Source organism: Thermoanaerobaculia bacterium, assembly GCA_035593605.1.
Lineage (GTDB): Bacteria > Acidobacteriota > Thermoanaerobaculia > UBA2201 > DAOSWS01 > DAOSWS01.
The window spans coordinates 136,873-156,499 of record DAOSWS010000002.1 but is presented as its reverse complement, the minus strand read 5'-3'; the positions used below and the strand labels follow the sequence as shown (position 1 = coordinate 156,499).

Below are 19,627 nucleotides of genomic sequence, written 5' to 3'. Positions count from 1 at the left end.
GCCCGGCCTTCAGAATGCACTTCCAATCCAACGGACAGGAGGGGAAGCACGTAGTATAATAGCCGTTCATGAGCGAATTTGACGAACAGAAACAGGTACGGATCTCGAAACTCAACCGGCTCCGTGAGCTGGAAGTGGAGGTCTATCCCCACAACTTCTCATACGATACCGATATTCACTCCCTCAAACAGAGGTACGCCGACACGGACGCCGCCGCCCTGGAGGAAAACAAGTCCCGTCATACGGTTCCGGGACGGATTGTATCCATCCGCGAGCACGGCAAGGTGACCTTCCTTGACCTTTCGGACGGAAAGGATCGGCTCCAGATCTATGTAAAGAAACAGATCCTCGGAGATGATGCATGGGAACAATCCAAACAGCTGGATCTGGGCGACCACATCGGCGTGGAGGGGACACTCCTCCGCACCCGGACCGGGGAACTCACCCTCTTTGCGGAGCGTTTCGTCTTCCTTGCCAAAGCTCTCCGGCCCCTGCCTGAAAAATTCCACGGTCTGGCCGACGTGGAGCTCAGGTATCGGAGACGATACCTTGATCTCATCGTGAATCGCGACGTCAGGGATATCTTTGAAACACGTTCCCGGATCATCGACTTTTTACGAACCTTCTTTAAGGAACGGTCCTTCCTCGAAGTCGAAACACCCATGATGCAGACGATCCCGGGAGGAGCCGCGGCCAAGCCCTTTTCCACGCACCACAACGCCCTCGATCTGGATCTTTACCTTCGGGTCGCCCCTGAACTCTTTCTGAAGCGTCTCATCGTAGGAGGAATTCCCCGTGTCTTCGAGATCAACCGGAATTTCAGGAATGAGGGGATTTCAACCCGACATAACCCCGAGTTCACTATGCTGGAGTTCTACGAGGCTTACCGGGATTACACCTACCTGATGGCCCTGACCGAAGAGCTCCTTTCCTCCCTTGTTAAAGAAATCAAGGGATCCTACGAACTTGAGTATGGCAGCCACTCGCTCGACTTCACCCCGCCCTGGGATCGAGTGTCGATTCCGGAAGCCGTGAAATCCCGGGTTCCCGGCGGACCTGATCCTGACAACCTTGATGCCCTTCGGGACGCAGCCAGAAACGCCGGGATTCCCCTCAACGGGGACGAAAGTTGTGCCGCCCTGATGATGGCCCTCTTTGAGCATTATGTCGAATCGACCCTGATCCAGCCGACCTTTATCACAGGCTTCCCCGTTGAACTCTCCCCGCTTGCCAAGGGTGATGAAACCGCGGTTCACCGATTCGAACTCATCATTGCCGGCATGGAGCTCGCCAACGCCTACTGTGAGCTGAACGATCCAATGGAACAGGAGCGTCGTTTCGCCGAACAGGTACAAAAGGGAGAAGGCAGGGTCCTGGACCGGGACTTCATTGATGCACTGGAATACGGCATGCCTCCTACGGCCGGAGAGGGAATTGGTATCGACCGTCTGGTGATGCTCCTCACGAACCAGGAATCGATCCGGGAGGTTATCCTCTTTCCCCTCCTGCGGCCGCGGGACGGCGCATGACCCTTTTCTGGCTCTTTCTCCGTCGCTACATTCTCACCTTCCGTTCCAACTCCTATCTGACACTTTTCACCCTTTTCTCCGTCGCCATGATGCTGATCGGCGTTACGATTCTCCTTCTGACACAGGCCTTTATGGATGGCGCCCAGGATGTGATTCGGTCCTATCACCTCGCCAGAACCCCCCATCTGCTCCTGATGCGTTCTGCTGCCGGTCCAGATCTTCCCCCGCAGCTCATCCAGCAGCTTTCTCACCAGGGAATGACGAGACTGGACGAAGCCTGGCAGGGAACCGCCTGGGCCATGCTGAAAGATCGCTCGGTACCCCTGCTCCTTCTGGGACGTACCGATGTCAAACAGCCCACCCTTCCCATCTCCGTAGCGATGCAGATGGGGCTCAGGGTTCAGGATTCCCTCACCCTTGTCCTTCCCAGACTGGCCCTGTCCCCCATTGGACTTCAACCCAGGAGAATGACCCTCGACCACCTCGAAGTTGGAGGCGTTCCGGGTGAGGAAGAAGCACTCTACGTCCCGATGTCCTGGGTCCGGGACCACATAGACGCCACGGCAACTCCGGACCGGATTATTGCGACCTTCGACCCTCCCGAGAAGGCTCTTGCCGCAGCCGCTTCCCTATCCTCCGTTCTTCCCGCGGGATGGACTCTGCAGACCTTTCGTGACCTCAACCAGCCTCTCTTCTATGCCCTTGCCCTGGAGAAATGGCTGATGTTCGGGGGCGTTGCGTTCATCCTGCTCATTGCCGCCATGCAGCTGGCCACCTCCTTGCGCCTCGTGGTGATCCACCATCAGGACACCTTTATCATCCTGCGGCTTCACGGCCTGACCCAGCGAGTTCTTTCGCTCTATCTCACCGCCATCGGCCTTATTCTTGGTTTTGTGGGCGCTGCAGGTGGAGCCGCAATGGCGTGGGGAATATCCTATCTCGTGACGCGTCAGGGACTCCTGGAACTTCCGGCTTCGATTGAATTTCTGGGACAGGTTCCCCTGACCCTTCACCCCACAACCGTGCTGGGAATTGTCGTAACGACCGTCATTCTTTGCATACTGGCCGCGAGAGGTTCTATCGCATACGCAAAAAGCTTACGCGCCGTGGAGGTTCTCCATGCCCCTTGAATCATCGGCCCTCATAACCGCCAGTGGTCTGTCGCGGGTCTACGGGGAAGGAGAGACAGCGGTCGAGGTTTTCTCCGGCCTTTCACTTTCCATTGAAAAGGGAGAGCTGGTTCTGATCATGGGACCCTCCGGGGTCGGGAAGAGCACGCTTCTTCACATTCTGGGCGGACTCGATATACCGACATCGGGTACGGTCACCATCGACGGCACCCCCATCACTTCAATGAGCGAAGAAGAGAGAATCGTTTTCCGCCGTCGAAGGATTGGCATGGTCTTCCAGTTTCACCACTTGCTGGAAGAATTCACTCTGATCGAAAACGTGGCCATTCCGCTTCTCATTCTTCGTGAAAAGCGAAAAGCGGCCTATGAACGAGCCGCTGAATACCTTGACCGGCTTGGGCTTGCGGGCAAGGAGCACCGGTACACAAGGGAACTGTCGGGGGGAGAACAGCAGCGGGCGGCCCTGGCCCGGGCCATGGTGACGGGTGCCAACATTCTTCTTGCCGACGAGCCTACCGGAAACCTGGATCGAAAAACGGAACGCTTCACGATGGATTTTCTTACGGAATTGCATGGACAAAACGCCTGGACATCGGTTATAGTAACGCATAATGAGCACCTCATGCCCTATGCTCGGCGTGTGCTCCACTTTGAGGGAGGCATGCTGAGGGATACTTATGTTTGAGAACTATAGCGAACAGTCTCTGACGGCGCTGTACCATGCACGTGTTGCTGCGGCACAGAGCCAAAGCACAGTCCTTGAATCGGATCATCTTCTTCAGGGACTGCTCATGGAAAATGACGAGAGAATCGAATCGATCTTTGCCCAGTTCAACATCAACCTCCAGCACCTGGAGGAAGAAATCGAATGTGAACCAACAGACCCGACGGATACGGGAAACCCAAGGGAAATTCCACTCTCCGAGGAAGTAAAGAAAATCCTGGCCTACGCAGTGCATGAATTGGAAGGAACCGGCAGTTCCCGCGTTGGCCTTGAACACCTTCTCCTTGGCATCATGCGTGTGGACTGCAGTGCTTCCCGGCTTCTGAACCGGCACGGTCTCAATTTATTCACCCTTCGGGAAACCATTCCCGGTCTTTCCGACACCGAGGAAGAAGATCCCGCCCTTGAGGGCCTCACCCAGGACAGCGTTTCAGAATATTGTCACGACCTGATCGAAATGGCCCGTCAGGAAATTTTTGATCCCCTGGTGGGGAGGGATGCCGAACTTCAGCGGATGGTTCACATCCTCTGCCGACGAACCAAGAATAATCCCCTTCTTATCGGAGAGCCGGGGGTGGGAAAAACGGCCCTGGTCGAGGGGCTGGCCCAGGCCATCGTTGCAGGCACGGTTCCCGAACCCCTCCAGAATTGCAAAATCCTGGCCCTGGACATGGGACTCCTCGTTGCAGGCACCAAGTATCGCGGCCAGTTTGAGGAACGGATCAAAGGACTGCTCTCCGACATCGCGAAGGATGAGCAGACGATCCTCTTCATTGATGAAATTCATACAGCGATCGGAGCCGGCGCCGCGGAAGGTTCCCTCGATGCGGCGAACCTCCTGAAACCCGCCCTTTCACGGGGAAACCTCACCTGCATTGGGGCAACAACACCCCGGGATTTCCGGCGCCACATCGAAAAAGACCGGGCTCTCATGCGAAGGTTTCAACCCGTGGACATCCGGCCCACAACGGAAGAGGAAACGATAGCCATTCTCAAGGGGATTCGACACCGCTATGAGAATTTTCACGGGGTCGCCTACTCTGATGACGTCCTGACCACGATCGTTCGCCGTTCCGGTCAATACATTGCCGATGCCGCCTTTCCGGACAAGGCCATCGATATTCTGGATGAGGCAGGAGCCATGGTAAAGCTGACCATGACCTCCGAGCGAAAGAGAGCCATTGAAGTAAAACGTGAGCTCAAGCGCCTCTCCAGAGAGATCCGAACCGCCGTTTCTTCCCGGAACTTTGATGAAGCCATTCGACTCCGTGAAGCGGCTGTGGATGTGCGGGAAAGTTATCATCAGATGGATGGTGAACCGGTTGATTCCTCTCTGAGCGTAACAGAGGATGATGTAAACCGGGTTATCGCCCAGGCGACCGGGATTCCCGTTTCGAGACTGTCCGAGGGGGAAGCCCAGAAGCTTTCAGCCATGGAGGCGATTCTCCACAGGCGAATTGTGGGTCAGGATTCGGCCCTTACGGTTCTGGCCCAGGCCATTCGCCGGGCACGCCTGGGTCTGAAAAATCCCGACCGGCCCGTCGGTGTCTTTCTCTTTCTCGGACCTTCGGGTGTGGGAAAGACGGAAGTGGCGCGCCAGCTTTCCCGATCTCTCTTTCACGATGATCAGCATCTGATTCGATTTGACATGAGTGAATATTCGGAGCGCCATACGGTTTCCCGTCTCATGGGGGCTCCGCCCGGGTATGTGGGCCACGACGAGGGCGGGCAGATGGCAGACCGAATTCGCCGTCGTCCCTATTCGGTCATCCTTCTGGATGAGATCGAAAAGGCTCATCCCGACATTCATAATCTTCTTCTGCAGGTCATGGAGGAGGGCCGAGCCACCGACGCATCAGGTCGATCGATTGATTTCAGGAATACCATCATCATCATGACCGGTAATATCGGAAGCCGATCCATGGCACGGCGCGTTCCGGGATTCGCCTCCGATTCATCCGGAACCAGGCCGGTAAACGATATTGTAAAACGGGATCTCGAAGATATTTTCCCACCGGAATTCATCAACCGAATCGATCACGTGGTGATCTTCAATCCCCTGGGAAGAACCGAACTTAAGCGCGTAGCCAAGATCCTCCTCGGAGAGCTCAGGGAGGTTCTTTCCCGAAACAGGATCGATATATCATGGGACGAGAGCCTGGAAGAACTCATTCTCTCGAAGACCCGTCTGAACCCCGCATCCGGCGCACGCCCCCTGCGTGCCGCCATTCGAGAGATCGTGGAATCCGCCATCTCGGACGCTCTGATTCGAAACCACCAACGCCCCATCGTACTTCGCGCGACGGGGCACAAGGGAGAGGTGACCATTGAAACCGTCTCTAGCCATCCTGTCACTACTGCTCATCCTTAGCGGAGCATTCTTCGCATTCGCGGAGGATAACCCGCCGGTGATCACCTCCATCGAGGTCGAGGGTAACGTCTCGGTCGCGAAGGAGACGATCCTCTATTATCTTCAGATCAAAGAGGGTGACCCCTACATTCCCGCAAAAATTCAGCACCAGTTTCAGACACTCGTGGAAACCCAGCTCTTCTCAAATGCATGGATCACCGATGAAAAAGAAGATGAGAATGTGAGACTGACGATTCACGTCGTCGAAAGACCGATCCTGAAGGAAATCGATTACGAAAACAATAAAGCCCTCAGTGATTCCCAGATCCGCGAAAAATTCGAACAGAAGAAACTTCGATTTCAGGTTGGTATGCCTCTCCGGGAAGATATCATTCAACAGGCCAAGGCGGCCATTATTGACGCCTACAAGGAACTGGGATACCCGAACGCCCGGGTGGAGGTTCGGGTTGAGGACCTCGGGAAGCAAAACCGGAAAGCCGTCTTTACCGTGGATGAAGGCACAAAAATGAGAATCCTTGGCGTTCATTTCGCCGGAAATGAAATCTTCTCCACGCGCCGACTTCGGTTTACCCTGCGAAAAACGAAAAAGTGGAACTGGATATCCGCCCTGAGCAAACACGGCATCTACAACATGGAAAACATCAACGAAGATATCCAGCGCGTCCGTTCCCTCTACCTGAAACACGGATATAAGGATATTAAGATCGGAGAACCCCGCCTGGATATCCAGGAATCGAACGAAAAGGGAAAACGGGGCGTCATCCTTACGATCCCCATTGATGAAGGCCCCCAGTACCGGATTCGAAATGTCACTATTACGGGAGCTACGGTCTTTCCCACGGAAGAGCTTATGAAGCAGATCAAGCTCACGACCGGCAAAATATTAAACTTTCAACAACTTGAAGATGCCCAGGATGGAATCAGCGAGCTCTATTCCGCCCGCGGCTATCTCTTCATGCGGCTAATCCCCCGTTTCACTCCGGTGGAAGAGGAGGAGCACGTCCTGGATGTTGAACTGGAACTGGATGAAGGGGATCAGTATCACCTCGGGCGTGTTGAATTCACCGGCAACACAAGAACACTGGACAAAGTCCTCCGCCGCGAACTCTTTATCTTTGAAGGAGGCATCTTCAATGCCCCCTCCTTCCGGAGATCGATCTTCCGCCTCAACCAGCTCGGCTACTTCAAGCTGGACGAGGAAAAACCGGTGGATCTCTCCTTCAATCCCGACGATAAGACCGTGGACGCCCTGATCGCCGGTCAGGAACATTCCCGGAACGATGTCCAGTTCAGCTTCGGGTATTCGGAGCTGGATGGTTTCTTCGGTCAGCTCTACTTCAATACGCGGAACTTTATGGGCAGGGGCGAATCCCTCTCCGTCGGATTTCAGACGGGGAGACGGCGAGATTTTTACGAGTTAACCTACACGACTCCCTGGTTTCTGGATCGCCCGCATTTGCTGACAGGTTCGATCTACTCGCGAACCCTGGACTATATCGACTTCGACCGGGAAAGTGAAGGATTTTCCTTCGGGTATGGAATCCGCCTGGGAATCTTTTCCAACATTTCCCTTCTTTATAACTATGAAAACATTCTAGCCACGTGGAGTGATTCGTACCGGTACGTTACCGATGATGAGGGCCACAAGACCCCCAACTGGTCCTACCAGGATTATGACGTCACCAGTTCCAGTATCACACCCGTATTCAGCTACGACGGCCGGGACGACCCCTTTGATCCCTTTAAAGGCCAGGCGATCCGGGGTTCGGTCAAATATGCCGGAGGCTTTCTGGGCGGAGAAATCGACCTGATTAAGCCCTCCCTTGAATATACCCTCTACCAGCCGGTGAATCGTCACCACACGTTCGCCCTCCACGCGGAATACGGCCATATCTTCACGATCAGTGACAGGAAAATTCCATTTTACGAGCGGTTTTTCCTGGGAGGAGAGCGGTCCCTGCGCGGATTCACAACACGGTCCATCCGCCCGGAAAACCCGGAGGACGGGCTGCTCGGAGGAAATCGATATTTCCTCGTCAATTTCGAATCGATCTGGCGTATTCAGGGTCCCTTCCGTTTCGTTCTGTTTATGGATATGGGCCAGACCTATGGCGAATGGGAAAACTGGGACCTGGGAAGGGTCAGGTACTCGACCGGTGCGGAAATGCGTATCTTCATCCCTGCCTTTATGGCTCCCCTCCGGTTCATTTACGGTATAAATCTGGACCCGGAACCGGGAGAATCCCGCAGTGATTTTCAATTTACGATCGGTACTAACTTTTAGAACATCATAGATGAACGAGGAGGTTTACATGTACAAGCGGTTCATTTTATCCCTGGCACTTTTAATGGCGATCCCCTGCATCCTTACGGCCCAGCAAATGCCCACAAAGATGGCCGTCATCGACGTCGACCGGGTAGTCCTGGAGTCTTCCGCCGGCAAGGAAGCCTTCCAGAATCTTCAGGAGATGGGAAGGAAGAAGGCCGAGGAAGCCAAAAAGTACGAAACAGACCTTTCCAACCTGGAAAAGATGATGTCGGATCAGAAATATGTCCTCTCCGAAGAAAAGCTTGCCGAACTCCGCAAACAATACGAAGACAAGAACATTTCTTACAAGCGCTTCAAAGACGACACGCAGAGGGAAATGGAAAATGCACGGTCGGAAGAGCTGAAGAAGCTTGAGAAGAAGATCATGCCCATCATCGAGGAAGTCGGCCGCGAAGGCAATTACTCCCTGATCTTTAACAAGTTCAACAGCGGCCTTGTCTATGCCTCGGAAGCGGTGGACATTACCGAGGACGTTCTCCGACGCTTCAATACGCAGATCAACATTCCGCCGCCTGCAAAATAATGCCTACGGTTCGCGAGGTTGCCGACCTGATCGGCGGGTCCGTATCGGGGGATGACGCTTTTCAGCTTGAGAATATTGCAACGCTGGAGACCGCCGGCCCCCGGGATCTTTCCTTCCTGACGAACCCCAAATACGCAAGGGAAGCCTCGAGCTCGCCGGCTCCCGCGCTCCTGTGCCATGAGGATGTATCCCTAGAAGGCAAGATTCTCATCCGGCATTCCGATCCGTACTGGGCACTTTCCCGGGTCATACCTCTCTTCCGGAAGGAAGCCCCACCCCGGCCCGGGATCCATCCCGGTGCTTCCGTGGACCCGGAATCCAGAGTTGATCCGTCTGCCTTCATTGGCTCCGGAGCCGTCATCGGATCTGGAGTCGTCATTGGGCCAAGAACGGTCATTCATCCTGGTGCAGCCATCATGGGCCCCACCACGCTGGGAGAAGACGTCATCGTCTATCCGAACGTGACGATCTATCCCCGCTGCAGGATCGGTAATCGCGTCATCCTGCAGGCGGGTACCGTGATCGGAAGTGATGGATTCGGCTTCGCATTCCACGAAGGTGCTTATCACAAGATCCCCCAGGTTGGCGGCGTTGTGATCGAAGATGACGTGGAAATTGGAGCCAATTCGACCGTGGATGCCGGGACCCTGACACCTACCACGATCGGACAGGGAACCAAGATCGATAATCTGGTGCAGATCGCCCACAATGTCCAGATCGGCCGCCACTCTGTTTTCGTGGCCCAGGTCGGGATCTCCGGAAGCACGCGGATTGGCAACTACTGCGTATTCGCGGGGCAGTCGGGTGCCGTGGGACATATCAAGATCGGGAACAGGGTCACCGTGACGGCCAGGACCGGAGTGACGCGGGATGTTCCCGACGGAAAAACTGTGTCCGGATTCCCATCGAGGGATCACCACCAGTGGCTGAAAGAACTTGCCACCCTGCAGCGGCTCCCCCGAACGATCAAAGCTTTGAAAGGAGAGACAGATGGAACTTCGGATCGAGAAGATTCTTGAAGTGCTTCCTCACCGGTACCCCTTTCTCCTGGTGGACCGGATTATCGAGATGGAGGGCGAGCGCGTCGTCGGCATTAAGAATGTCACCTTTAACGAACCGTTCTTTCAGGGACATTTTCCCGGCGCTCCCGTCATGCCCGGGGTCCTGATCCTTGAGGCCATGGCCCAGGTGGGCGGATGCCTCATGTACAACCTTCAACACGAATTTCAAAACAGCCTGATCTACTTTCTCGGGATTGACAATGCCCGGTTTCGTCAGAAAGTCGTTCCCGGCGATCAGCTCGTCATGGAGGCCACGGTTCTCAAGCGCCGCGCCTCCACCGCCAAATTGAAGGCCGAAGCCAGGGTCGACGGGAAGCTTGTTGCAGAAGCGGAATTTCTATCCATGGTTGGAGAACGTATATGACCACAATTCACCCCAGTTCCGTCATCCATCCGTCGGCACAGCTTGATGAAAGCGTGACTGTCGGTCCCTTCTGCATCATCGAAGAAGGTGTGAAGATTGGAGCCGGTACTCAACTCATCCAGGGCGTTCACGCGGGAAAGGGAGCCGAAATCGGCAGAGACAACATCATCTATGGCCCGACCACCATCGGTCTCCCTCCCCAGGATCTCCGGTTCAAAGGAGAGGAAACACGCTGCGTGATCGGAGACCATAACGTCATCCGTGAATTTGTGACGATCCACCGGGGAACGGGCCACGGAGGAGGGTTGACCAGCGTGGGGAGTCACGGCCTTTACATGGCCTACAGCCACATAGCCCACGATTGCCATGTGGGGGATCACGTGATCTTTGCCAATGCCGGCACCCTCGCCGGTCATGTCACCGTGGGAGACCATGCCACCATCGGCGCCTTCTGTGCCGTTCATCAATTCTGCCGGGTGGGCGCCTACGCCTACCTGGGGGGCTTTACCGTGGCGACCCAGGACGTCCTTCCCTACTGCAAAACCGTGGGATCAAGACCGGCCAGAGTTTATGGAATCAACACGATCGGCCTCCAGAGGAAGGGATTTTCAGAAGACGCCATTGCGGCTCTGAAGCGAACCTTTCGTCTTCTCTTTTTGACCAAAAGGAGCCTGGGCGAAGCCCTGCCGGAAGTCGAGGCGGAGATGGGGAAGAATCCCGACGCTGCGGTTCTGATCGACTTTGTCCGCACATCGGAGCGGGGAGTCATTGCAAGATGATCCGCACGGGTCTAGTCGGCTGCGGAAGCTTCGGAAAAAATCATCTCCGGATTCTCAAAGAGCTGAATCCCCCGTTTGTAGGGATCCACGACGCCAACCCCGACCACGGCCGGTCCATGGCTGAATCGTCGGAAGTGGCCTTTTACCCGGATCTGGACAACCTCTTCTCGGCCTGTGACGCGGTCGTTGTGGCCGTGCCCACGATTCACCACTATTCCGTGGCCAGCCGGGCCATGGAGGCTGGATGCCACGTACTCGTGGAAAAACCGATCACGGAAACGGTGGAAGAGGCTCACAAGCTGACGGAGCTTGCGGACCGGACGAAGCGTGTCCTGGCCGTTGGACACGTGGAACGGCACAACCCGGTGGTCCGCCACCTCCTTACCACCGTGACCCGACCAAAGTACGCCGTGATTGAAAGGCTCTCCCCCTTCACGCGGAGAAGCCTGGATATCGATGTCATCCTCGATCTCATGATCCATGATCTCCAGATCGTCGTGGAGCTGGCGGGATCCATGCCTGAAGACATCAAGGCTCTCGGTATTCCCGTTCTCTCTCCCCGCGTGGACATGGCGACGGCTCACCTGACCTTCCCCAGCGGCTTCATGGCCCACATCACGGCATCCCGGGTCTCGGAAACGAGGATCCGAAAGCTTCGAGTCTTCCACGGATCCGCCTATGTATCTGTAGATTACGCCGAGAAAACCTGGAAGGGGTACCGACTGGCCCAGAGTCCCGACGGTCCCGCCATCGAGGAGGAAAAACCGGTCATAGAAATGAGCGAGCCCCTCGTGAGCGAGCTGTCGGATTTCCTGGAAGCCTGCAGAACGGGACGCAAACCGCTCGTCGACGGGGTCAAGGCCGGCCAGGCCCTTGAGCTTGCAAAAACCATTCAGGAGGTCGTCCAATGAGTAATCCGGACCCCATCGGTATTATCGGAGGCTCAGGTCTCTATGCCATGGAAGGCATGGTCATCGACCGTACCGAAACACTCCAGACCCCCTTCGGCCCTCCATCTGATGCTTACGTTATCGGCCGTCTGGATGATATTCCCGTGGTCTTCCTTCCCCGGCACGGCGTGGGTCATAAAATCCTGCCCTCCGAGCTGAACTTTCGGGCCAACCTTTACGGGTTCAAGTCACTGGGCGTGGAACGGCTTCTCTCTGTCTCCGCCGTAGGAAGCCTTCGTGAGGAATACGCACCGCGCCACGTGGTCTTTCCGGACCAGTTCTTCGACCGGACCCGTCATCGCGTGGACACCTTTTTCGGGAACGGTATCGTAGCTCATGTGGCGTTTGCCCATCCCATCTGCAGCGACCTGCTTTCCACCGCGAGCGATGCCGCACGGGAAGCCGGAGCCACCGTCCATCGGGGAGGGACCTACCTCTGCATGGAAGGGCCCCTCTTCTCCACCCGGGCCGAATCCTTTGTGTACCGCTCCTGGGGCATGGACATCATCGGGATGACGAACCTCCAGGAAGCCAAGCTGGCCCGGGAAGCGGAGATGTGTTACGCCACGATTGCCATGGTCACCGACTATGACTGCTGGCGGGAAGGAACCGAGGATGTGACGGGGACCCATGTCCTGGAAGTCCTGCGGGAAAATGCCGCCATGGCGCAGTCCATTGTCCGGAAGAGCGTCGCCAGGCTGGCAAACCAATCCAGGAACTGCGAATGTGCGTCGGTCCTGGACACGTCCATCGTGACCGATCTCTCCCTGGTCCCTCAGGAAACACTCTCCGCCCTGGAACCGATCCTTCGCCGCTACCGGACCACCCGCGGCATCTGATATGAACGTTGCGGACCTCCGCGGGGTGGGCAAGACATTCCGGGCCCGCCGCTGGTGGCAGGTCTGGGAGATGTCCCGCACTCCGGTGCAGGCCCTTACGGATGTAAATCTCGAAATCCGGGAAGGGGAAACCCTTTCCATTATTGGAGCAAACGGTTCGGGAAAGACCACCCTCATGAAAATTCTGGCTGGCCTTCTCTTTCACGATGAGGGATCCGTAATGGTCGCCGGTCATCGATTACCCGACGAACAACAACCCGTACGAACCCGGGTCCACTATCTGGCTCCGGATGAGCGCAGCTTCTACCACAGGCTCACGGTCCGGGACAACCTGAAGCTCTTCGCCACATTGATGGACGGGTCATTGGATCCTGAGCTCCTTGACCTTCTCAGACTTCACCCGCTCCTGAACCGCCGGTTCGGAGCCCTTTCTTCGGGGCAGAAACAGCGTGTCGCACTGGCCCGGGCCTTATCTGCCCGTGGATCCCTGTATCTGCTGGATGAACCGACCCGGAGCCTGGACACGGAGGGAGCAGAGAGCCTTACCCGCTGGCTTCATGGTGCCCATCGAAACCACGCCACGGTTGTCATGGCATTTCCCCGCGAAGACGCCCTGATGTCCCTTTCCGACCGTGTTCTGAAAATCGAGGGAGGCCACGTTGAGGCGCTCTAAGATTGTCGCCCTTACCCGTAAAGACCTCCAGGTCATGTTTTCCTACAGGGCTGAATTTCTCATGCGGTTTGCAGGGATTCTCTTTACCGTCTCCCTCTGGTACTTTCTATCCCGCCTGCTTGAACCTTCGCATCCGGGATACTTCGAGTATGTCATTGTCGGCATCGCCATTCAGGGCTTTCTGACCACCCTCCTGTACGGTACGGCGGGAAGGATGCGTGAGGAACAGGTGACCGGGACCCTGGAAAGTGTCCTGGCCACACCGACACCACCATCCTATCTCCTCTTTGGCGGTACGCTGGCAGACATGCTGAATGCGTCGATCAATGCTGCAGCCTTCATATTCCTTGCAGCATTTCTCGGCGGATTTACCATTGACACAGGATCGTGGATCGGATTGATTCTCGGCCTACTCCTCACCGCCACGACCTTCGCCGCCCTGGGGAGCCTGAGCGCAAGTGCCGTGATCCTCTTTCAGAAGGGAAATCCCTTCAACTTCCTGATCACGACGATGCAGGCCCTCCTGGGAACTGTTTTCTTTCCCGTTGATATCCTCCCGCCCTGGCTTCAGTCGACGGCAGAGTGGATGCCCATGACACGCGCTCTCCATATCCTCCGGGGGTGCTTCCTCAACGGCATGGCTTTTTCGGAGGTCATCCCGGACCTGCTCTATTTGCTCCTTTTCACAGTTGTCTTCTCCTGCATCGGCATGGCACTCTTCAATGCCTCCATCAACCGGGCAAGACGGGAAGGATCCCTTGGAAGGTTTTAAGCCTCATTTCCCGCATACCCTCCTCCTGTGGAGCGGGATTCTTACCGTTGCGGTGATCTTCGTTTTCCTTTCCCGTGCCACGGCTCCGCGGATGGCCCCTTACACAGGAGGCGCGACATTGATCTGGCGGGAAGGCAAGGTCCCCACCGGAACGCCCGAAATCCTCACCTTTGAAAAGACCTTCACGCTCCAGGACCCGATTCCTCCCATGACCCTTTATGTTCATGCCTTTCCATCTTATCTTCTCTATCTGGATGACACGCGGATCGGCGGAGGCTGGGACCAGGATGACATCTACGTTCTGGATCCCATCCTCTCTTCCGGAACCCATATCCTGCGGGTCGTGATCCCCTCCCCCGACGGATTCGGATATCTGCTCTGCAATCCACACCCTGCGGGATGGAGGGGAGAGGAGCTTCGATCGGGCCGATCATGGACCGTATCCAGTTCCGAAGGCCCCCTTGGGATCCGTACCCTTGGTGTCCCGCCCCTTCCTTATCTTACGGACATCTCCCGGCCCGGTGAAAAACCGCTCTTCCCGACCTATGCCGGGGGGCCTGTCCTGAATCCTGTCACGACCGAGCGCCGCGGGAACCGTACCCTCTACGATTTTGGGTCGGCCACGTTTGGGTACCCTGAAATCCGTACTTCCGATCCTTTCAGGCTCTCCTGGGGAGAAACGCTGGAAGCGGCTCTTGCACAACCGCCCCTGGAAACCGGTCCCTTCCCGGAGCTTTCCCACTGGACGACACCGGAAGCCTGCTGGGTTCGATATGTAATTCTGGAGGGAACAGGTAAGGTGGAACCTAGGCTGCGCCCGGTGACAGGACCCTATCCCCTGTAAGCTTGTGAATGGCCCGTCGTGCCGTTTCGGCCTCGACGGATGACCCCCATCCGGAGAGACGCAGCACACGCCGGTACGTCTCCAGGGAAGACTCCCTTTCTCCCGTGATCCTGTACAAATCCGCGATTTTCAGCAGGAGGCCGATGTTGCTGGGATCAAGTTCCAGGGCCTTGCGATAGAAGATGATGGCCGACGCGTGGCGCGCCTCGTCCGCGGCCTGTTTTCCATAGACCTGATAGACGTAAAACGCACGCTCCTTTTTTTTCCGATTTGTCAGCACAGACTATTTGTATCACAAAGTTAACAATAGTTCAAGTATCACTTTAATTACCTATCCAATAATCACCTTATCAGGAAAATTTCCCCTTGTATAAAGGGCTTCCAGAATGGTTGTATGCCATGAATGAATCATGTATTATGAATTCCCATGGATACTCGAAAAATCTATCGTGTTCCCAAACGAAGCGTAGATGTCAGGCTGGTTCTGGCTGAGACACAACGACTGGAATGTTCGGTCTTCCTCGCAGAATCCAGTTCCAAGCATGACGGACAGGAATCGCTGGACGAATTTCTAAACGAGGACGAACGATATTTCATCCCTGTCCATGTACTGGCAACCGACCGGAACATTCTTGTCAGTAAGAAGCTCATCGTGACCCTGACGGCGCCCATGGAAGATGAGACCCGGCGGGGAGATTACGACATGATACCTACAGCTTCTCCCGAGGTTCGTGTCGACCTCTTCAATGGCGACTCCATTGATGGCCAGGTTCACATCTTCGGTGAGGTTCAGCATTCGCGGGTGAGTGATTTTCTGAACGATACGCGACAATTTCTCCCTGTCTTCTGCGAATCTGAAATCATTTTTATCAACCGGGATTTTATCCGAAGTGTGGAAGATCGAACACAACAGGGGAGTTGACTCCCTTCGCCCCCCCTCATATAATGAAAGAGATCCGCAGGAGGTTCTTATATGACAAGAAAAGAGATCGTCAACACGATCGTTGATCGTTTAGGGCTGCCTCGCAACCAGACCAAGAAAGCCGTGGACACTATCTTTGAAGGGATGAAACATGCCCTTCTGAGAGGTGAACGGATTGAGATACGCGGATTTGGCGTTTTTCAGGTAAACACCCGCCAGCCCAAAGTGGGCTGGAATCTGAATACCGGAGAAAAGGTCGAGGTACCGGAAGGAAAAACCGTTAAGTTCAAGCCTGGAAAACAATTGCGTGAACTGGCCTGAAGCACCCTGGTTTCTTGAACCGCCGCCACGGTTCCAGCATCGCTATTTCATCCACATTGCACTTCTCCTTCTCACTCTGATCACGACGACCCTGATCGGAGGTCTCTGGTTTGGCACCGATTATGAAAACGCCGAGACTCTCTCCGGCCTGGGGATGGCGCTGATTCACCCCGAGAACCTGATCCGGGGACTTCTCTTTTCTCTCCCCACGCTTTTCATTCTCCTTGCCCACGAAATGGGACACTATTTTGCCTGCCGGATCCACCGGGTCGATGCCACGCTTCCCTACTTTATCCCCGTCCCGTTCGGGATCGGAACCCTGGGCGCCTTCATCAAAATCAAGGAACCAATCCCCTCCAAGCGCCAGCTCTTCGATATCGGCGCCGGAGGCCCCCTTGCGGGATTCGTGGCCACCCTTCCCTTCCTGGTTATCGGGATCGCCCTTTCCACACCCACACCCATCGCAGCCATTCCAGAGCAGAGCCTCCAGCTCGGGACACCTCTTCTCTTCCTCGGGCTGTCCTATCTTTTTCATTCCCTCCCCGAGGGAATGACGATCATGATCCATCCCCTGGCATTCGCCGGATGGGTTGGACTCCTGGCGACAAGCCTTAACCTCCTTCCCTTCGGACAGCTGGATGGAGGGCACATCCTGTATAGCGTCATAGGAAAGAGACAGCATCGTCTCGCTCTTCCGCTCTATATCTTTCTTGTCGCCATGGGTGTCTTCTGGTGGGGCTGGTGGCTGTGGGCCGTTATTCTTATTTTTATCGGCCTCCGCCACCCCCGGATGTGGGATGAACCCGTCCCCCTGGATTTGCGGAGAAAAATTCTTGCTATCGTGGTCTTCGTTGTCTTCCTGATCAGCTTTATGCCCATCCCTGTGAGCGTATCCTGATATGTCCCTCTTTCATACTCTCCGGATAAAACAGCTGGAAGATCAGCTCTGGCTGACCCGGGAGGACAAACACATGGGAATCCTGGAGGAAGTCAGGGCCAATGTGGCGATGGACGTACCCGTCGTCGTCACCGCCCACTTTCAGGAAACTCTGGATGCATTCCTGACCGCAACAGAACCCAGCCGCATAAACTTCACCCGCCCTGGCTCTGTGGGAGAACTCCCCAAAATCCTGGGAAATGGCCACGATGCCGACCACCAGGCAGCTGTGGTCCTGGTCCAGGTGTTGACCCATCGTGATTTTTCCACCGAGCTGGACGACCACCTGCTCAGCCGGCTCCACGTGGCTGTCCTGGAGCGTCATCCCCTGCGGGACAGGGATGAGAAACTGGTTCAAGCCCTTGAGAAATACGTCGGAAAGGGAACCCTTTCCTTCCATGTCGATCTGGAAGACCCCCTGATCCGGCGGTTCACCTCAGAAATGTTCATGAAATTTCTCCATTCCCTCGGCACGGAAAAAGCCCAGCCCCTCTCTTCTCCCGCCATCTCCAAGGCTCTCTCGATGGCCCAGCGCTCGGTGAAGGGTACGAAAAAGAGTGAACAGGATGCCGGCTCGATGGAGGCGTGGTTCAATCTTAATGTCCCGGACTGAAAATTAGAGAATTAAAGAATTTCATGGATTAGTGGATTTTATAAATTTAATGAATTTCATGAATTTGGGGATTTTGCGGGATTACCGGGTGTTATAATTCTTGGGTGAGTGATAATTTTATCGGATTGACTCTCATAATGAAGAAACAAACAACAATAATGACGTTTATTATCCTGTGTTTTTTTATTCTTCCCTCTATCATATATGCTTATGAGATTGATGCAAATGTACACGACGGTCTGGAGTTGCAGGCATCGGTAGTGGGTAATGGTAAATATCTTCCGTTAGAACCGATACAAATTCAGTATACTTTCACAAACGTTTCTAATAATGAGATCTGGCTACCTTATAAGTGGAGTGCAATCATTGGCGAAAAAAGTGGTCCTTATTTTTTATTTCATGTTACATCTGGCCCCGAAGATATTGTTGAACAAATACCACAATATGTCTCATACTATGATGTATCACCCAAAGTGGGAGATGAAAATAGAAGTTTTTCTATGCAACCGGGAGAAATTAAAAGCGGACTATTGACTGAATGGTACCCTTGCCGATTCGCTACTCCAGGTATTTATAAAGGATTTCTACGCTTGGCACTGGGCCCCTGGGATACCAGAGGTTGGCACGGAACACTTCAGGTACCTCTGACTTTTGAAATCATCAAACCATCAGGAATTGATAAAAAGGCCTTAAATGTAATTAAGGATTGCATTGAATCGACAGAGGATGAAGCCATACGATGTCTTCAACAATTCTCCTTTGTGTTCAGAGACTCGAAGGTACTGGAGAATTATCCTAATTCAACCTATTCAGGGTGGAGGTTGGCGCAAATCAGTCCGGGAGCTACAATGGATTGGGGAAATGGAAGAGACTTAATTGCGGACATGCTTAAACCAGTAAATGAAAGAAAAAGAACGGGCCGATTAGTGGAAAATTCAGAGGGTAATAACTATCCAAAAACAAAGGATGGAAAATATTTCATTAAATCTGCAGACAAAGAGGCAGAAGAATATATCAAATATGCGTCAATATTTTTAAAGTCTCATCCGGATCATATAATGGCTTCAAAAATCTACCAAAGTCTCAGTCTCGCATACATGGTACTCAATCGATGGCAGGAAGCCTATGAAGCCGGTACAGAGAGTATTAACCGACAACTGACGAATTCGGAAATTCAGAGAGGGACTCGCATTCTGCGTGAATCACTGGATGAGCTTATCAGGAGAGGTTTTGCCAGAACAAACCTCCAACCAAGTATTTGAATTATCGCTCGTATATATGGAAACTCTTCATACAAGGGAAATCAACAATCCATAATTCAAACACCTCATAACACAACTACTACAAGTTTTAGATATAAATACAGGATAGTGGAATGGCCAGGATGCTATAATCAGAACAATGAATTTGCAATTGAGTACTTCCGGCACAGTATTGAGAACAATCCTGACTCTGAGCAAGGAGACGTGATCAATGGTCCCGGATGAAAAACTTCTTATCCGCATTCTTCGCGGGTCATCGGATGCTAATATTCCTTTTCATGATCTTTGTAACCTTCTCTTACAACTAGGATTCGATGAGAGAACTCGCGGAGACCATCATATCTTCACTAGAAGCTGCATTGAGGAGATTTTGAATATTCAGCCGAAAGGCGCGAAAGCGAAACCTTATCAGGTTAGACAGGTTCGTAAAATTGTCCTGAAGTATCGCTTAGGAGGATAGGTCCATGACCAGATATGAAGTGATTATTTATTGGAGTGACGAGGATCAGGCATTCATTGCGGAGGTTCCGGAACTGCCGGGCTGTGCGGCCGACGGTACAACCAGGCAGGAAGCGCTTGCGAACGTGGACGTAATCATTCAGGAGTGGTTGGATACCGCGCGAGAGCTTGGAAGGGAAATTCCAGAGCCTAAGGGCCGTCTTGTATACGCATAATATTAATCCA

The 19,627-nt window shown here is 54.2% G+C and carries 22 protein-coding genes; 21 read left to right on the top strand and 1 reads right to left on the bottom strand.

From position 1 onward, the window contains the following. Positions 1-68 precede the first annotated feature (68 nt). The 14 genes from lysS to PLD04_01600 are packed head-to-tail and all read left to right on the top strand — an operon-like array spanning position 69 to position 14,888. Positions 69-1,529: a lysine--tRNA ligase gene (gene lysS, locus PLD04_01665; protein ID HXK67023.1), complete on the top strand. Its 1,461-nt coding sequence runs from the start codon at positions 69-71 to the stop codon at positions 1,527-1,529. Continuing rightward, the gene (locus PLD04_01660) at positions 1,526-2,659 is read left to right on the top strand and encodes a hypothetical protein (GenBank protein ID HXK67022.1); all 1,134 of its coding nucleotides are present in this window, start codon (positions 1,526-1,528) and stop codon (positions 2,657-2,659) included. The genes lysS and PLD04_01660 overlap by 4 nt, the downstream gene beginning before the upstream one ends. Next, a complete protein-coding gene (locus PLD04_01655; protein HXK67021.1) occupies positions 2,649-3,344 on the top strand; it encodes an ABC transporter ATP-binding protein in 696 nt (231 codons plus the stop codon). The genes PLD04_01660 and PLD04_01655 overlap by 11 nt, the downstream gene beginning before the upstream one ends. Next, entirely contained in the window at positions 3,337-5,754 is a 2,418-nt protein-coding gene (locus PLD04_01650; GenBank protein HXK67020.1) for an ATP-dependent Clp protease ATP-binding subunit, read from the top strand. Before PLD04_01655 ends, PLD04_01650 begins: the two co-directional genes overlap by 8 nt. After that, positions 5,711-8,038 carry an outer membrane protein assembly factor BamA gene (gene bamA / locus PLD04_01645; protein ID HXK67019.1) on the top strand — a complete coding sequence of 776 codons (2,328 nt, stop codon included), beginning with the start codon at positions 5,711-5,713 and terminating at the stop codon, positions 8,036-8,038. Before PLD04_01650 ends, bamA begins: the two co-directional genes overlap by 44 nt. A 28-nt stretch (positions 8,039-8,066) precedes the next feature. Beyond that, on the top strand, positions 8,067-8,606 hold the full coding sequence (locus PLD04_01640; protein ID HXK67018.1) for an OmpH family outer membrane protein: 540 nt from the start codon (positions 8,067-8,069) through the stop codon (positions 8,604-8,606). Continuing rightward, entirely contained in the window at positions 8,606-9,625 is a 1,020-nt protein-coding gene (gene lpxD, locus PLD04_01635) for a UDP-3-O-(3-hydroxymyristoyl)glucosamine N-acyltransferase (GenBank protein ID HXK67017.1), read from the top strand. Before PLD04_01640 ends, lpxD begins: the two co-directional genes overlap by 1 nt. Then, entirely contained in the window at positions 9,597-10,031 is a 435-nt protein-coding gene (fabZ, locus tag PLD04_01630; protein ID HXK67016.1) for a 3-hydroxyacyl-ACP dehydratase FabZ, read from the top strand. The genes lpxD and fabZ overlap by 29 nt, the downstream gene beginning before the upstream one ends. After that, positions 10,028-10,810, top strand: a complete 783-nt coding sequence (gene lpxA / locus PLD04_01625) for an acyl-ACP--UDP-N-acetylglucosamine O-acyltransferase (protein HXK67015.1) — start codon at positions 10,028-10,030, stop codon at positions 10,808-10,810. The genes fabZ and lpxA overlap by 4 nt, the downstream gene beginning before the upstream one ends. After that, entirely contained in the window at positions 10,807-11,721 is a 915-nt protein-coding gene (locus tag PLD04_01620; GenBank protein HXK67014.1) for a Gfo/Idh/MocA family oxidoreductase, read from the top strand. The genes lpxA and PLD04_01620 overlap by 4 nt, the downstream gene beginning before the upstream one ends. Then, positions 11,718-12,599: an S-methyl-5'-thioadenosine phosphorylase gene (mtnP, locus tag PLD04_01615; protein HXK67013.1), complete on the top strand. Its 882-nt coding sequence runs from the start codon at positions 11,718-11,720 to the stop codon at positions 12,597-12,599. The genes PLD04_01620 and mtnP overlap by 4 nt, the downstream gene beginning before the upstream one ends. A 1-nt stretch (position 12,600) precedes the next feature. Continuing rightward, the gene (locus tag PLD04_01610) at positions 12,601-13,272 is read left to right on the top strand and encodes an ABC transporter ATP-binding protein (protein HXK67012.1); all 672 of its coding nucleotides are present in this window, start codon (positions 12,601-12,603) and stop codon (positions 13,270-13,272) included. After that, the gene (locus PLD04_01605; protein ID HXK67011.1) at positions 13,259-14,044 is read left to right on the top strand and encodes an ABC transporter permease; all 786 of its coding nucleotides are present in this window, start codon (positions 13,259-13,261) and stop codon (positions 14,042-14,044) included. The genes PLD04_01610 and PLD04_01605 overlap by 14 nt, the downstream gene beginning before the upstream one ends. Further along, positions 14,031-14,888 carry a hypothetical protein gene (locus tag PLD04_01600; GenBank protein HXK67010.1) on the top strand — a complete coding sequence of 286 codons (858 nt, stop codon included), beginning with the start codon at positions 14,031-14,033 and terminating at the stop codon, positions 14,886-14,888. The genes PLD04_01605 and PLD04_01600 overlap by 14 nt, the downstream gene beginning before the upstream one ends. Here PLD04_01600 and PLD04_01595 read toward each other — a convergent pair. Continuing rightward, positions 14,851-15,168, bottom strand: a complete 318-nt coding sequence (locus PLD04_01595) for a hypothetical protein (GenBank protein HXK67009.1) — start codon at positions 15,166-15,168, stop codon at positions 14,851-14,853. The genes PLD04_01600 and PLD04_01595 overlap by 38 nt on opposite strands. Before the next feature lie 147 nt (positions 15,169-15,315). Here PLD04_01595 and PLD04_01590 point away from each other — a divergent pair, with 147 nt between their 5' ends. From PLD04_01590 to PLD04_01560, 7 genes are all read left to right on the top strand, one after another. Beyond that, complete coding sequence (locus tag PLD04_01590) at positions 15,316-15,810, top strand: hypothetical protein (GenBank protein HXK67008.1); 495 nt, start codon at positions 15,316-15,318, stop codon at positions 15,808-15,810. Positions 15,811-15,861: 51 nt separating this feature from the next. Beyond that, positions 15,862-16,131, top strand: a complete 270-nt coding sequence (locus PLD04_01585; GenBank protein HXK67007.1) for an HU family DNA-binding protein — start codon at positions 15,862-15,864, stop codon at positions 16,129-16,131. Beyond that, on the top strand, positions 16,118-17,029 hold the full coding sequence (locus tag PLD04_01580) for a site-2 protease family protein (GenBank protein ID HXK67006.1): 912 nt from the start codon (positions 16,118-16,120) through the stop codon (positions 17,027-17,029). The genes PLD04_01585 and PLD04_01580 overlap by 14 nt, the downstream gene beginning before the upstream one ends. A gap of 1 nt (position 17,030) precedes the next feature. Continuing rightward, positions 17,031-17,681: a hypothetical protein gene (locus PLD04_01575; GenBank protein ID HXK67005.1), complete on the top strand. Its 651-nt coding sequence runs from the start codon at positions 17,031-17,033 to the stop codon at positions 17,679-17,681. A gap of 104 nt (positions 17,682-17,785) precedes the next feature. Next, complete coding sequence (locus PLD04_01570) at positions 17,786-18,943, top strand: hypothetical protein (protein ID HXK67004.1); 1,158 nt, start codon at positions 17,786-17,788, stop codon at positions 18,941-18,943. 211 nt (positions 18,944-19,154) lie between these two features. Beyond that, positions 19,155-19,403, top strand: a complete 249-nt coding sequence (locus tag PLD04_01565; GenBank protein HXK67003.1) for a type II toxin-antitoxin system HicA family toxin — start codon at positions 19,155-19,157, stop codon at positions 19,401-19,403. 4 nt (positions 19,404-19,407) lie between these two features. After that, entirely contained in the window at positions 19,408-19,617 is a 210-nt protein-coding gene (locus PLD04_01560) for a type II toxin-antitoxin system HicB family antitoxin (protein HXK67002.1), read from the top strand. Positions 19,618-19,627 lie beyond the last annotated feature (10 nt).